Genomic DNA, 13,333 nt, shown 5'->3' with positions numbered 1-13,333 from the left:
CAATCAATAACTTCTGTTGTATTATTCAGCCGTGATATTCTTTTTTTTCTTACGGCTCATGAGGGTATAAAGTACAGGCAGTACCAACAGAGATAATACGGTAGATGAAGCAAGTCCACCAATATTAACCAGTGCAAGCCCCTGCATCAGTTCCCCACTCTCTCCTGCTCCCCGTGCCAGAGGAATCAGAGATAAAATAGCGATTACAGACGTCATAAGGATTGGGCGGAGTCTGGTAAATCCTGCTTCTACAACAGCGCCCCTTACATCCATGGTTTCATGAAACTGATTGGCACAATCCACATACAGAATTCCTGAGTTAAGAACCGTACCGATCAACACCAGAAAGCCCAGCAGAGAGGTCATACTGACACTGACATCGGCAACCAGCATCAGCAGAAACGCACCGATGAAGCTGAACGGAATCGTAGTCATAACCATAAGAGAAAATTTCGGAGACTCAAACTGTGCCGCCAAAACTACGAATACCAGGAATATAGCAGTGGCAATCGCCGTAAATAAACTGCCAAACTCTTCATTCATGGATTCATCCTGGCTGTTGGTACCTCTTGTGATGGAACCGTTTAAATATTTACTTACCACATCTTTATCAATTTGCTTTAAGGCTTCTGCCTTGTCTTCCTTAGTTTTTACCTTATCCGTAAAGGAACCGGTTACCGTAACCTGGAACTGTTTATCCTTTCGGGTAATCGTCGACGGGCTGTCTTCATAGCCAATAGAAGCAATATCCGTAAGGGCTACTGAGCCACCGGACGCTTTCGGAATCATGATCCCCCGTACCTTATCAAGTGTATCATAGGAATCGTCCGGATATTCTACATTTACAGATATCTCCTGTCCGTCCGTATCAAAGGTAGTGGCTTCCACACCACTTAACATGTTATTGAGCATACCTCCTACCGTAGCGGGTGCGATGCCTTCTGCTGCGGCCTTCAGGGAATCAACCTTAACCTTGATAACCGGTGCCGCATTCTCCAGATCAGAATGGACTTTGATCAGTTCCGGACGTTTTGTTAAGTCTGAAACCAGTTCATCAGACGTTTTCTTCAGCTCATTGAGCTGCGGCCCCATAAGTATAACTTCATAGTCATTCTTGCTGGCAGTCATTGACATGCTGGAGGAGGACACGATGCTGATATTACAATCAGGGAGCTGGCCCATCTCCTTCTTCCATTTGTTAATGACTTCCTTTGTGCTTAAGGTTCTGTCATCCTTTAGATACGCAGTTAAGGTCGCATCTGACGTGCTTTCCAGGCTCTCGCCATCGCCCCCATAGGTCAGCGTATAGGAATCCAAATCTTTTTCCGCAGTTACAATGGACTCAACCTTATGCAAAATCTTATCCACTTCTTCGATTTTAAGCCCAGGCTTTACCTTTGCCGTAATGGCAATCGTCCCCTGATCCGTCTCCGGAAGCAGTTCAAATCCAAGCTTGCCTGCAAGGAGGAAGGAGCCAAATAAAATCAATACCGAAACGATCATGACCACTCCTTTTCGATTAAGGAGTTTATCAATCAGAACCCGATACCCCGCCTGCATTGCCTTTACAATTCCGCCTAACGGAGAGTTATGTTTTTCTACCGGACGGAATCTGGAATAGCACAGTGGAACAATGGTCATCGCGGATATAAGGGAGGCCATCATACAGAATACTATCGTATAACCCAAAGGCTTAAAGATCTGACCTGTCATACCTGCAAGGAATACCAGTGGGATGAAAACAACACACTTTGTAATTGTACCGCCAAGGATAGACTGCAGCACCGTTTTTGTTCCCTCAATTGCAGAGCTTTCATACTCTGTGCCTTTTTGTGCTCTAAAACAGCTTTCCAGCACTACAATGGAATCGTCGACCATCATTCCGACGCCGAGAACGATCGCACTCATGGTGATGGTATTCAGGGAAAATCCCATTCCCGTCATTAAAATCAAGGCCACCAATATGGATACCGGGATCGAACTTCCGACAATCAGGGAGGCTTTGATATCGCCAAAGAACATAAAGATGATGATCATGGATATAACAACCGCCAGAATCATAGTTTCCATAACACTGTACAGGGATTCTTTAATATTATCACTGGTATCATCAATAACGACTACATCCAGATTCTTATGATCCTGTTTTAATGTTTCGATTGTTTTATGTACTTCATCCGATACTTCAATGGCACTGCTTTTTTGCTGTTTATTAACGGCTAATGTGATTGTATCCTTACCGTTATAGCGTCCGATGGCTTTCTGCTCTTTTACCGTATTCTCAATATCGGCAACATCTTCCAGAAGGATCGTCTTGCCGTTGCCTGCCACAACCGGAACCTTCTTTAAGCTTTCCAGCGTATTGACTTCAACGGAAGTACTGAGTGCCAGATTCCGGTTACCCACACCAGTATTTCCTGCAGGATATGTAATATCCGCCGCCTGTATGGCCTGGGTAATAGAGTTCATGCTCAAATGATACTGATTCATCTTTTCAGGATCCAACCGCACTCTCATATAACCTTCCCGGCCGCCGCTCATATCAATGCTGGCAACCGATGAGATCTTTTCAAACTCCGGTACGATCACATTTTTAACATAATTATAAAGGTTTTCCTGAGAGGGATCATTCACCGCAAGCGTCAGCGTTGCCGTTGCACTCAAATCAAATTCCATGATGCTGGGTGTCTTTACGTCATCCGGCAGCTTGATGTTATCCATCTTCTTCTTTAAATCAGAATAAGCCTTATCCATATTGGTTCCATAATCATAACGCAAAATAACGATGGAAACATTTTCCTTTGATGTGGACTGTACACTTTTTATACCGGAGAGTGTACCCACTTCATCCTCTATGGGCTTTGTGACCAGATCATTCACATCTTCAGGGCTGGCACCCGGATAGACACTGCTGATTGTCAAAATTGGTGTATCCATTTCCGGAATCATCTCAAGCTTTGCTGACATTATGGATGAAAAACCGAAAACAATTAAACAAAGTACTATCAGAACCGTGGTAACGGGGCGTTTTAGCGCAAGTTTCGTTATTCCCATATCTGCCTATGCCCCCTTACTGTACTGATCCAGAAGTTTCCGCAGTGGTTCCTTCCGTTTCAGCTGTGGCATCTGACGCTGTTTTGTCTGCCGCCTGTTTCTCATCTTTAGTTTCGTCTGCAAGGGTTACTACAGACCCATCGTAGAGTTCGCTGGTCCATGTGGCAACCACCTGGTCACCGGCACCAATCCCCTCCTTAATTTCTGCAAAGTTATCGTCTGACAAACCTACGGTAACTGCATTCTTCTTTAACTTTCCATCTGCATATGTATAGACAAAAGGATTGCCGCCTTCATAGTAAACGCTGTCAACCGGCACAGACATTACATTATCCGCTCTCTGGGAAATGACATAAAGCTTTACAGAGGTTCCTGTAGCGAGTGTATTTCCATCCGGCACAGAAGCTTTCACTTTAAACAAGCCGCTTGTCTGGTCAATCATGGTGCTTACTTCTGTAATGGTTGCTGCTCGTTCGGTTCCGTTTTTCTCAACCCGGATGCTGTCTCCGGTCTTTAATCCGTTGACGATCCGTTCCGGAACATAAAAAGTAACTGCCTTACCGCCTTCGCCGGAAATGACACAAAGATTGGTCTGGGGAGAAACCATATCATGGACCTTTATATTAAGGCTTTCCACGCGTCCTGCAATCGGTGCTGTTACCTGGCTGCTTTCCAGCTGGATGTTGTATGCAATCTTTGCATTATCATACTGGAGCTTTGCAAGCTGAACCTTGTCAACGAGGGACTGGTAATCTGCCTCAGCAACATCTCCCGCCTGATAAAGAACCGTATAACGGTCTAAATTCTTTTTCGCATCTTCGTAGCTGATTCTTGCCGTTTCTGCTGCTATCCTGGAGCTTTCCACCTGTTTTGTATCAATGACGCAAATAAGCTGTCCGGCAGTTACCATATCACCGGTCTGAACGTTTACGCTTGTGACCTCTCCAGATCCCAGAGGAGTCACATATACAATGCTGTCTGGTTCCACGGTCCCGATCAGCTCGCTGCTTACCTCTATCGTACGGTTCTCCGGTTTTACCACCGTTACCACAGGGGGAACCTCTGCTACGATTTCTTCCTTACCCCCGCCTAATATTCTGGGAAGGATAAGCCCTGCCACTGCAGCGATCACTATAACGGAACCTGCAATTTTTATTATATTTTTCTTTGTCATGATGCACTCCTTTTGCTATCTTATTTATATTAGTTCTTGTTTACAAATTCCATACTGAAAAATTTCTAATTTTTTATTAAACACTTTCTTAATTTTATCCTTATCCTCCGGGTGAACAAAATACCACTCCAGACCCTTGAACATTTCAAAAAAAAGCATGGAAATCAATACTCCAAAGGCTTCGATACTCTGATCTTTAAATTTGGACTTATCAATGGACTCATACATGATATTTAAGATGGGCAGCTGTTCATTGATCGCCTCTTTGCTCAAGTGGTTCGTCACGCCGAACAGCTGGACACCATCCACAATATTTTTCATCAATTGAATGAATTTTTCTTTGGTGGTAAATACGCTTTCATCCATAAAATGACCAATTGTTTTCCATAGATCACCATTGCTTTTTTTTGCACATTCTTCCCAGGTATCCTGAAAATGTTCCCCAACATCTTCAAAAATATAAGCAAGTATATCATGCTTATCTTCAAAATAAGTATAAAAGCTGCCTCTTGAGATCCCAGCTGCCTTTATGATCTTATTGATTGAAGCCTTTTCAAACGGCACATTCGCAAATTCCGACATTGCTGCTTCTTTAATAATGTTTTTTTTCCCAGCCGGAAGGTTATAAAATCGTTCCGTTGGCATTTTTTCACCTCACTTTTCCTTGCTCCCTCTTCTATGTAATACATGAAAACACAAAGGTGACAACATGCCATTTATTATAATGACACGTTGTCACCTTGTCAAGAAAGGTTATATTTATTTAATAATTTTTTCCATTACGTTTATTTTTCCTTGTCCAGATACTCTTTTAAGGCTTCATCGCTGTCCTCAATCCAGATATCCTCCTCTTCCCCGTTGAGTCCAAGAAAGCGGGCAAGGGTTTCCGTTGTGGTGCTTTTGTTCCATTCATCAATAAAATCATCAATTGCTTCAAACTCAATCTCACCGGCCAGATACATTTCCTTAAATGTCATTGAAAAGCCTCCCTTTTTAATCCTGCTCTTTGATATTTCTTGAGACAGTGATCTCCTGATTATCAATATGTTCTCTCATGGCTTCTTTGGCATCTTCTACCTGGCGTTTTCTGACCGCTTCCAATATATTGTCATGCTCCAATAAAAGTATATGGCGCTTATCTTCGTCCTTGATGTATTCCAGCCGGTAACGGTACATCTGTTCCCTTAAATTATTGATCATCTGCACCAGCCTGTCATTGCAGGTACCTTTGTAGATCACATCATGATATGCTTCATCCGTTTCCGCAATCTCCATAGGAGTTCCGTTTAACACGGCTTCCTTAAAGTCTTCCTGACGTCTCTCAAGTTCTTCCACTTCGTCAGGCAGCATGCGCACACAGGCAAGCTCGATGGCAAGTTCTTCCAGGGATCTGCGGACTTCCAATACGTCTCTTAAACTTTTTTCAGAGATCTTTGCAACTTCCGCTCCCTTTCTTGGAATCATGAGCACCAGTCCTTCCAGTTCAAGCTTTCGGATCGCTTCCCGGATAGGAGTACGGCTGACGCCGAGCCGTTCTGCCAGCTGGATTTCCATCAGACGCTCCCCTGGTGCCAGTTCTCCTTTTAAAATTGCCTGTCTCAGGGTGTTGAAAACCACATCACGAAGCGGCAGATATTCATTCATATTGACTTTTAAATCATTTCCCATTGGTGACCTCCTTGGTGTTATAAAAATTCGTTAAGTATACCTGTTTTGCCAGACCCTTGCTTTCGCCGTAGCGCAGCTCTTCATAAGCATTCTCGGCTGCTTTGGGGCTGATAAAGATTCCGAACACGGTTGGGCCGCTTCCGCTCATCATTGCATTGACCGCTCCCAGTTCTTTTAACTTTTCCTTGATTTGTGCGATAACCGGATATTCGGGAATGGTGACCGTCTCAAGCACGTTTCCCATACGCTGGGAAATCTGATGGATGTTATGGTCTTTAATGGCTTTGATAATCCCATCAATATCCGGGTGATCTTCTTCCTTTAACCGGTTTAAATTTAAATTCTCGTAAACAAATTTGGTGGACACGCTGACCCCAGGCTTTGCAATCAGTACCTTGCACTGTGGCATGTCCGGAAGGGGAGTCAGAATCTCACCGATCCCTTCGGAAAGAGCCGTTCCTCTCATCACGCAGTACGGAACATCAGCCCCGATTTTAAGCCCCCGTTCCATTAAATCTTCTCTGGATAACCCGAGCTGGAACATCTTGTTTACTCCAAACAAAACAGCAGCGGCATCGCTGCTGCCTCCTGCCATTCCGGCAGACACAGGAATAAATTTTTTCAGATGAATCCGAATGCCGTGGGTGACATGAAACTCATCCATCAGCAGCCTGGATGCCTTATAAACCAGATTGTTCTCATTGACAGGAAGATAAAATAAATTCGTTACGATCTCAATGCCTGGTGTTTCTTTTAAATAAATATCAATCTTATCATAAAGGCCCACGGTCTGCATGATCATACGCACATCATGATATCCGTCCTCCCGTTTTCGCAAAACATCAAGCCCCAGATTAATTTTTCCATATGCTTTTAATCCCAGATGTCTTATCATAGGCAGTTTGCCCTCACTTTGGTTTTTAAATTGTTTTTTTATATTTTTTTGTATACAGTATTAAGTATATACCCAAATGAAAAAAAGTACAAGTGTTTTTCTTTTAACGATTTCTCACCTGGAATTGCAACCGAAAAAAAGCTCCGGCTGGTGGTCCACCGGAGCTTATCTTATTCGATTTTCATTGGTTATAAAAATTCTTCCATGGCTTTTTCCATGTCTTTTAATGCTACAGCATAGGCCCTGAATGCTTTCTCTGCTTTGCAATCCTGTTTCCCCTTATAACAGATCCGGTGTTCCATGCTGGCCCATAAGTCCATGGACATGGTGCGAAGCTGGATCTCAACGGGATAATATTCCATTCCATCCGTATGATAGACAGGAACGCCGAAAACGATATGATAGCTTCGGTATCCATTGGGCTTTGGCGCTGCAATGTAGTCACATTCCTTTATGATTACGATATCTGTCTGTTTTTTAAGCAAATCCACGATGGCGTAAATGTCCCTTACAAAAAAACAGATGACCCGGATTCCTGCAATGTCTGTCAGATAGTTTCTGGCCGAATCCGTGCTGACTTCATATCCGTTTTTTAAAAGTTTATTCTCAATGCTTTCCTTTTGTTTGATTCTGTGCTGAATGTGGTGAATCGGATAATTCTGATATTTTCGTCTGTAATCCTGATTCAGTACATCCACTCTGACACGGATGTTTTTAAGTGCATCTTCATAAGGCTGGACAAAGCAGAGGTACTCTTCTTCGGTCATAATCCACCTCCCTGGCAATTCCTTATCATGGAAACTAAGTATACCTTTTTTTTGTGTCCATATAGTGACCAAAATATGAATTACAATCGGCAGGCACCTTATGATATAGAAAAAAGCTGTCGGCATCATGCCTTGGCACAGTTACCGGACAGCTTTCTTTCATGAGTGGACTTATTCCTGTCCGTTCTTATCTTCTTCGGATTCCTTTTCTTTAGATTCCTCCTTTTGATTCTCGTCACCTTTTGCCATGAGAATACTGCTAACCGGTTCCTCTTCATCAGAGAAAAGAGGTCTCATCTCATCATCAGGCCGGTCGGTCTTTGGCATGTACAACTCAAAAACCGGGGAAAGAATATAGGAATTTATAAATGCAAGAAGCGGAAATCCAAACAGCATAAATATCATAAGCACCGGAGGGATCATGAAAACAAACCCGGCGGCAATTAATACTCCGTTAATCACGATCATTCCGATGGTACGGAACAAATGACGGAGAGACATAAAAAACGAATTAAAAAAGGTACGTCTTACCGTGTTGTAAAATCTGGACTGAAGCGGAAATATGTACATGAACATCGCTGCATACACAATGATCATGGCTACAAATACGGTAAGCATCACGGTTTTTAAGGTTTGTGAACCGCTGTATATTCTTGTAAAGAAATACAAGTCCACACCAAGAATGGCCCCTACCACCAGCAACACCAGCCAGATAGCTGTGGCCTGCTTAAAGTTCTCTTTAAATGATTTGAAAAAAGACTTAATGGTATATCCGTCATCATCTCTGGCAAGCTTCAGCGTCACATAATAAACAGCAGTGGTGGAAGCTCCTATGGTAACGATCGGAATACTGCACACGATCCACAAAATATTTAAAAGTATCAAGTCTCCGAATTTGCCTATAAAGCGCCACACCGGATTATCATAATTAAAAAAACCAGATAACATATGTCATTCCCCTTCTCTCATAGCGTCAAACATATTATAGCGGATTTACCAATAAAAAGCAAACATTCTCGTTTATTTCATTAAAAATTTATAATTTTTTTTTAATTTTTTTTCTAATATATGGTATAATCGTAAAAGAATTTTTATTAAACAAGAAAGAGGAGCAGATTATGACCCCTTACGAAGACAAAACCTTAAAAGACCGTTTGCGGGAAGAGAAAAAAAAGCTGAAGCAGATGAACTTAAAGGACAAATTGTGGTATATCTGGGAATATTATAAATTTCCCATCATCAGTGTTATCGTTGCGGTATTCCTTGTGATCTCCATTGGCTCTGCCGTTTATAACAACCGGTTTGAAACCGCTCTCAACTGCGTTATTTTAAACAGCCGGGTCACCAGCCAGACCACAGTTCCTGAGGATTACTTTGACAAGGAATTCCGTCAGTATATCAAGCTTCCTGAGGATACAAAAATCGAAGTGGACCATTCCATGACCTTGACCTTTGATGAATCTGCCATGAGCGATTTTACCTATGCGGAGTTAGCTAAGCTTTCTGCGATGATTTCCAGCAAGGAGCTTGACGTCATCATCGGCAGGAAGGATTCCATTGATCACTTCGGCCAGATGGGGGGATTTACGGATCTGACCCAGCTTTTGACTCCCCAGGAGTATGAAAAAGTCAAAGACCGCATCTATTTTGTAACGGTGGAAGAGACGGGAGAAAAAGTAGCCGGAGGAATTCTCCTTGACGAAAAGGATTTTACGAAAAGAACAGGACTCTCCATCGACCAGCCCATTCTTTCCGTTATGACAAATTCCACTCATAAAGACACAGCGGCTGCACTGATCCGCTACATGTTCGGGCTATAAGCCTGAATCCAAGGGCTTCTGCCAGTTTTACAGAGGGAAGATTGTCTTCCCTTATCTTTGCATAGACCCTGCAGGAAACGGACTCCGCTCCATAGGATAATATGGCTTTGCATGCTTCTTTGGCAAATCCCTTCCTCCGGAAACCAGAAAAGATATGATATCCCAGTTCTACCGGGGTATCATTTTCTTTTACCGCGTTTAAAAATTCTTCCGGGCCGGTGAAATCCATAGGGAATAATCCGGCCTTTCCCACAAGCTGACCGGTCCTGCGGTCTAAAACAGCCCATATGCCATATTCATAGAAACCATACTGGCACCGGATATATTCTTTTAAGGATTCCCGGGTTACAAAAACTGATCCGCTTTCCCCGCCGTCATCCTCATCGGCGATCAGACGGCAGTCGTCTTCCGTAAATTCCCTGATGGTCAGGCGTTTCGTATTGGCAATCCCCCAGGGAAGACCTATTCTTCTTCTTACAACACGCTCTAAGAACTCATCACTAATAGCTTCCAGGGATTCGACTACATAGGAAGCCGGAGAAAGGCTCTGCCCGTTATGATTCCTGTCCCATAGACCAATAACAGCCCTGCCTTCCGCATAAGCAGAACACAGGGCCTTTTGATCATCAGATACGGTAATCTTAAATGAAGTTCCTTCTATTATAATTTCCCGTTCCAGAGTCATGGTTTTATAAGGTTTCCGGTTCCGGATATTCTTCCCCGAAGGTATCTACGGTTATGGACCGGATCTTCTGCTCAGTCATGGGACGGTCGTTGTAATCAGTCTTTACCTCTGCGATCTGATTGACAACCTCCATTCCTTCTGTGACTTTTCCAAATGCGGCATAAGCACCATCCAGATGTGGAGCTGCCTTATGCATGATAAAGAACTGGGAACCTGCAGAATCCGGATGCATGGCTCTTGCCATGGAAAGAACGCCTTCAGAATGCTTGAATGAATTGGCTACACCGTTCTGGCTGAATTCTCCTTTGATGGAATAACCTGGACCTCCGGTTCCGGTTCCTTCCGGGCATCCTCCCTGAAGCATGAAACCTTTGATGACTCTGTGAAAAATCAGACCGTCATAAAAACCTTTTTTTACCAGGCTGATATAATTATTGACTGTGTTTGGTGCGATCTCCGGATACAGCTCTGCCTTGATTACATCGCCGTTTTCCATTGTAATTGTAATTACCGGATTCTTCATATTGATCTTCCTTTCTCGCTGTTAAGCTCGCATATGACTGTATTTTATCAAATCCTTATAAGTTTGTCCAGCTATTCATATTTTGTTTAAAATTCATTCAAAAATCTTTTACATAAACAACATGGATTCTTCATGTTTCATGGATATAATAAATTTGTAAAGAAAATTGCTAATAAGATTTTTTTCATAATACGGGCTGGTAACGAATTACCGGCCCTCCTCCCTTTTTTATACTTTGCCGCATGCATTGCATGGCTGGAACCGGATTCCAGCCATGTTTTTTTATTTTGATGTCAGATGCCGCCAAGATTTACAAGTCTTGGATAGGGGGCCGCATATTCAAACAGCCCTGCGGTGCCTAATTGTATGTTGTCATAGGTCTTAAAGAAATACTCACAGGTAGCCGTATTAATAAATGCTGTATATCTGGTGTAGTCGTATTGATTGCGGCTGGTAATAACCGCACCTTTTGGTACGGTAACGCTTTCCATGATGTGAAAGCAGGAAATAACGGCTTCATTCCTGTTTTCAGGTACTGGAATGAATGATTTAAGATAAGACGTGCGGACAAACCGGGAGGGTGATGTATATCCTCCCGGAAGGATCTCGGTTCCTCCCGCCTGTCCAAAGGGCGTCAGGCGGTAACCTCCCCAGGATGCCTCCTCGGTTTGTACAGGACTTGCTTCCATATAATTTCTTAAATTTGTCATGTGCCATTTAAAATCGGGGCTGTTTGCCAGGACACCTATGGGATTTTGAAATACTTCCAGGCCATTGTCTGTCTGCTCTATGACAACGCAGTTTCCGCTCTTGTCTGCGGCAAGCCAGTGGAGTGGTGCTACGGTCCTTGTGACCGGATCTTCCAGACCTGTGATTTTGACCCGCCTCAGTAATTGTTGTAATTCCTCTACATTGGAACATCTTCCCAGAATGTAATGAAGAAACTCAAAGGATGCTATGGATTCCTGCTGATCGTTTCCGGGTCCGGAATTATAATTGGCATAGCCTGCAAAATAAAGGGCAGCCGCCGCAAATCCCATTTCATTGACCCCGTCAAAAAAGCCTAAAAGCCCGTCAAGCTCCTGACCGATTCCAATAAACCGGTATCTGTTGCGAATCCTTTCCCCATTCAGACCATTATTCCATTCATAGCCGGAGGGAACAATGTAAAGATGAGGTTCAATATCGTAAGAAAAATCCATATTTCTTCCAAAAAAGGTTTCTCCCTGCTTGGACTGCAGGGTAATCGCCGTACACATAGGAACATGCCTCCCATTTCAAAATTGCTTACTTATTTATATGGAAGGAATCCGTATTTATGCATGCCGGCGATAAGAGAAAATAAGATATCCGGCTTCCTGGACCTTTACTTTGGTACCGTTACCTCTTTCATTAAAAATATCAGGGCTATGATGTTTGGTAGCGCCATGAAGCCGTTCCAGATATCAGAGAACTCCCAGACGGTTTCCAGCTTTGCCAGGCAGCCCATGAATACTGCCCCCAAATACAGTACCGTGTATATTTTTCCTCTTAACAGGCGTTGTAAAATATAGAGGCTGTTTCTTTTTTTCAGACTTTCTGCCAGATATGTAGCGGCCTGACGGCCAAGATAGTACCAGGCAATAATGGTTGCAAAGGCAAACACCAGCATGGCTCCGGATACTAAATACTGCCCCAGCGGACCCAGCCGTTTGGAAAAGCTGTAAGCGGTCAGAGCTGCTCCGTCGTAGCCGGAGCCTGCCGCATTGCCGTCTGTCATGCAGAGAATCACAAAGGCGGTCATGGTGCAGATCAGGATGGTATCAAAGAATACCTCGAACATGGCCCACATTCCCTGCTGTTCGGGAGTTGTTTCCTCCGCCGCCCCATGAAGCACTGCCATGCTCCCCAGCCCAGCCTCATTGGAAAATACACCTCTTGATATGCCGTACTGCAGGCTTTTGCTGATCCCGTAACCAGCTGTTCCGGAAAAAAAGGAGATAGGCTGAAAGGCATCTTTGAAAATACATTGAAAAATATATGGAATTTTATCGAAACAGGACATAATAACCACCATGGAAAACAACATATAGATACCAGCAGCAACTGGAATGAGCCGTTCTGAAACAAAAGCGATCCGGCTGATGCCGCCAAGGATTACCAGGAATACGATTCCGGTCAAAACAACTCCGATGGAGACGGAAGGAATGCCAAAGGAGTATTCCATGGTTTCCGCAATGGAATTGGACTGGACCATGCTTCCCATCCCCAGGGATACCATAATGCACAGGAAGCTGTAGAGCATGCCTAAGCCGGGCAGCTTAAGCCCCCGCTCCAGATAGACCATGGGACCGCAGATCCATGCACCGCTTTGATCCCGGTACCGGTAACGGATTCCCAGCATGGTTTCCGCATAGCCTGTCATCATACCGATGACCGCTGATACCCACATCCAAAAAATGGCACCGGGCCCTCCTGCCGTGAGTGCCGTGGCCACTCCCACGATGTTGCCCGTTCCGATGGTAGCGGCAAGTGCTGTACAGGCTGTCTGGAATTTCGTCACTCCGCCTTTGGTGTCTGCTTCATCCTCCTGAATGCTTCCAATGGTCTTCATCCACCAGTAAGGCAATTTCCTGATTTGAAAAAAACCTGTTTTTATGGTGTATATGATACCAATCCCAAGAAAGAGGATTAACATCCATGGCCCCCATACCAGTTCATGTATGCGATGTATCATAGGATCATCTCCTGAATGCTTTCCTTAACAC

At 43.8% G+C, this 13,333-nt stretch carries 13 protein-coding genes; 1 reads left to right on the top strand and 12 read right to left on the bottom strand.

The genetic code is table 11. From position 1 onward, the window contains the following. Positions 1-21 precede the first annotated feature (21 nt). From VIG27_RS02340 to VIG27_RS02305, 8 genes are all read right to left on the bottom strand, one after another. Complete coding sequence (locus VIG27_RS02340) at positions 22-3,054, bottom strand: efflux RND transporter permease subunit (protein ID WP_394524897.1); 3,033 nt, start codon at positions 3,052-3,054, stop codon at positions 22-24. Positions 3,055-3,070: 16 nt separating this feature from the next. After that, positions 3,071-4,228: an efflux RND transporter periplasmic adaptor subunit gene (locus tag VIG27_RS02335; protein WP_394524896.1), complete on the bottom strand. Its 1,158-nt coding sequence runs from the start codon at positions 4,226-4,228 to the stop codon at positions 3,071-3,073. Between the two features lie 24 nt (positions 4,229-4,252). Beyond that, on the bottom strand, positions 4,253-4,873 hold the full coding sequence (locus VIG27_RS02330; protein ID WP_394524895.1) for a TetR family transcriptional regulator: 621 nt from the start codon (positions 4,871-4,873) through the stop codon (positions 4,253-4,255). 140 nt (positions 4,874-5,013) lie between these two features. Then, a complete protein-coding gene (locus VIG27_RS02325) occupies positions 5,014-5,205 on the bottom strand; it encodes a hypothetical protein (RefSeq protein ID WP_394524894.1) in 192 nt (63 codons plus the stop codon). Positions 5,206-5,221: 16 nt separating this feature from the next. Beyond that, the gene (locus VIG27_RS02320; protein WP_394524893.1) at positions 5,222-5,896 is read right to left on the bottom strand and encodes a GntR family transcriptional regulator; all 675 of its coding nucleotides are present in this window, start codon (positions 5,894-5,896) and stop codon (positions 5,222-5,224) included. Next, the gene (gene ispE / locus VIG27_RS02315) at positions 5,886-6,791 is read right to left on the bottom strand and encodes a 4-(cytidine 5'-diphospho)-2-C-methyl-D-erythritol kinase (protein WP_394524892.1); all 906 of its coding nucleotides are present in this window, start codon (positions 6,789-6,791) and stop codon (positions 5,886-5,888) included. Before ispE ends, VIG27_RS02320 begins: the two co-directional genes overlap by 11 nt. Positions 6,792-6,979: 188 nt before the next feature. Further along, positions 6,980-7,558: a GTP pyrophosphokinase gene (locus VIG27_RS02310; protein ID WP_394524891.1), complete on the bottom strand. Its 579-nt coding sequence runs from the start codon at positions 7,556-7,558 to the stop codon at positions 6,980-6,982. A 171-nt stretch (positions 7,559-7,729) separates the two neighbouring features. Further along, positions 7,730-8,506: a YesL family protein gene (locus VIG27_RS02305; RefSeq protein ID WP_394524889.1), complete on the bottom strand. Its 777-nt coding sequence runs from the start codon at positions 8,504-8,506 to the stop codon at positions 7,730-7,732. Between the two features lie 170 nt (positions 8,507-8,676). Between VIG27_RS02305 and VIG27_RS02300 the strand changes: the two genes are divergently transcribed. Next, entirely contained in the window at positions 8,677-9,378 is a 702-nt protein-coding gene (locus VIG27_RS02300; RefSeq protein WP_394524887.1) for a hypothetical protein, read from the top strand. Here the strand turns inward: VIG27_RS02300 and VIG27_RS02295 are convergent. The 4 genes from VIG27_RS02295 to VIG27_RS02280 all read right to left on the bottom strand — a co-directional run bounded on the left by VIG27_RS02295 (position 9,314) and on the right by VIG27_RS02280 (position 13,302). After that, complete coding sequence (locus VIG27_RS02295; RefSeq protein ID WP_394524886.1) at positions 9,314-10,063, bottom strand: GNAT family N-acetyltransferase; 750 nt, start codon at positions 10,061-10,063, stop codon at positions 9,314-9,316. The genes VIG27_RS02300 and VIG27_RS02295 overlap by 65 nt on opposite strands. Positions 10,064-10,067: 4 nt before the next feature. Further along, positions 10,068-10,586 carry a peptidylprolyl isomerase gene (locus VIG27_RS02290; protein ID WP_394524885.1) on the bottom strand — a complete coding sequence of 173 codons (519 nt, stop codon included), beginning with the start codon at positions 10,584-10,586 and terminating at the stop codon, positions 10,068-10,070. A 293-nt stretch (positions 10,587-10,879) separates the two neighbouring features. Then, positions 10,880-11,845 carry a linear amide C-N hydrolase gene (locus tag VIG27_RS02285; protein ID WP_394524884.1) on the bottom strand — a complete coding sequence of 322 codons (966 nt, stop codon included), beginning with the start codon at positions 11,843-11,845 and terminating at the stop codon, positions 10,880-10,882. A 107-nt stretch (positions 11,846-11,952) separates the two neighbouring features. After that, complete coding sequence (locus tag VIG27_RS02280; RefSeq protein ID WP_394524883.1) at positions 11,953-13,302, bottom strand: alanine/glycine:cation symporter family protein; 1,350 nt, start codon at positions 13,300-13,302, stop codon at positions 11,953-11,955. Positions 13,303-13,333: the final 31 nt, after the last annotated feature.

This window comes from Lacrimispora sinapis (genome assembly GCF_043633585.1).
GTDB classification, from domain to species: Bacteria; Bacillota; Clostridia; order Lachnospirales; family Lachnospiraceae; genus Lacrimispora; species Lacrimispora sinapis.
The sequence above is the reverse complement of the archived record's forward strand: the minus strand, read 5'-3'. Positions and strand labels throughout refer to the sequence as shown.

What these genes read in the sequence shown, in the direction of transcription:
- VIG27_RS02310 (WP_394524891.1), bottom strand. Translation starts at nt 7,558, where the DNA reads ATGACCGAAGAAGAGTACCTCTGCTTTGTCCAGCCTTATGAAGATGCA.
- VIG27_RS02295 (WP_394524886.1), bottom strand. Translation starts at nt 10,063, where the DNA reads ATGACTCTGGAACGGGAAATTATAATAGAAGGAACTTCATTTAAGATT.
- VIG27_RS02280 (WP_394524883.1), bottom strand. Translation starts at nt 13,302, where the DNA reads ATGATACATCGCATACATGAACTGGTATGGGGGCCATGGATGTTAATC.
- ispE (WP_394524892.1), bottom strand. Translation starts at nt 6,791, where the DNA reads ATGATAAGACATCTGGGATTAAAAGCATATGGAAAAATTAATCTGGGG.
- VIG27_RS02290 (WP_394524885.1), bottom strand. Translation starts at nt 10,586, where the DNA reads ATGAAGAATCCGGTAATTACAATTACAATGGAAAACGGCGATGTAATC.
- VIG27_RS02320 (WP_394524893.1), bottom strand. Translation starts at nt 5,896, where the DNA reads ATGGGAAATGATTTAAAAGTCAATATGAATGAATATCTGCCGCTTCGT.
- VIG27_RS02325 (WP_394524894.1), bottom strand. Translation starts at nt 5,205, where the DNA reads ATGACATTTAAGGAAATGTATCTGGCCGGTGAGATTGAGTTTGAAGCA.
- VIG27_RS02330 (WP_394524895.1), bottom strand. Translation starts at nt 4,873, where the DNA reads ATGCCAACGGAACGATTTTATAACCTTCCGGCTGGGAAAAAAAACATT.
- VIG27_RS02340 (WP_394524897.1), bottom strand. Translation starts at nt 3,054, where the DNA reads ATGGGAATAACGAAACTTGCGCTAAAACGCCCCGTTACCACGGTTCTG.
- VIG27_RS02335 (WP_394524896.1), bottom strand. Translation starts at nt 4,228, where the DNA reads ATGACAAAGAAAAATATAATAAAAATTGCAGGTTCCGTTATAGTGATC.
- VIG27_RS02285 (WP_394524884.1), bottom strand. Translation starts at nt 11,845, where the DNA reads ATGTGTACGGCGATTACCCTGCAGTCCAAGCAGGGAGAAACCTTTTTT.
- VIG27_RS02300 (WP_394524887.1), top strand. Translation starts at nt 8,677, where the DNA reads ATGACCCCTTACGAAGACAAAACCTTAAAAGACCGTTTGCGGGAAGAG.
- VIG27_RS02305 (WP_394524889.1), bottom strand. Translation starts at nt 8,506, where the DNA reads ATGTTATCTGGTTTTTTTAATTATGATAATCCGGTGTGGCGCTTTATA.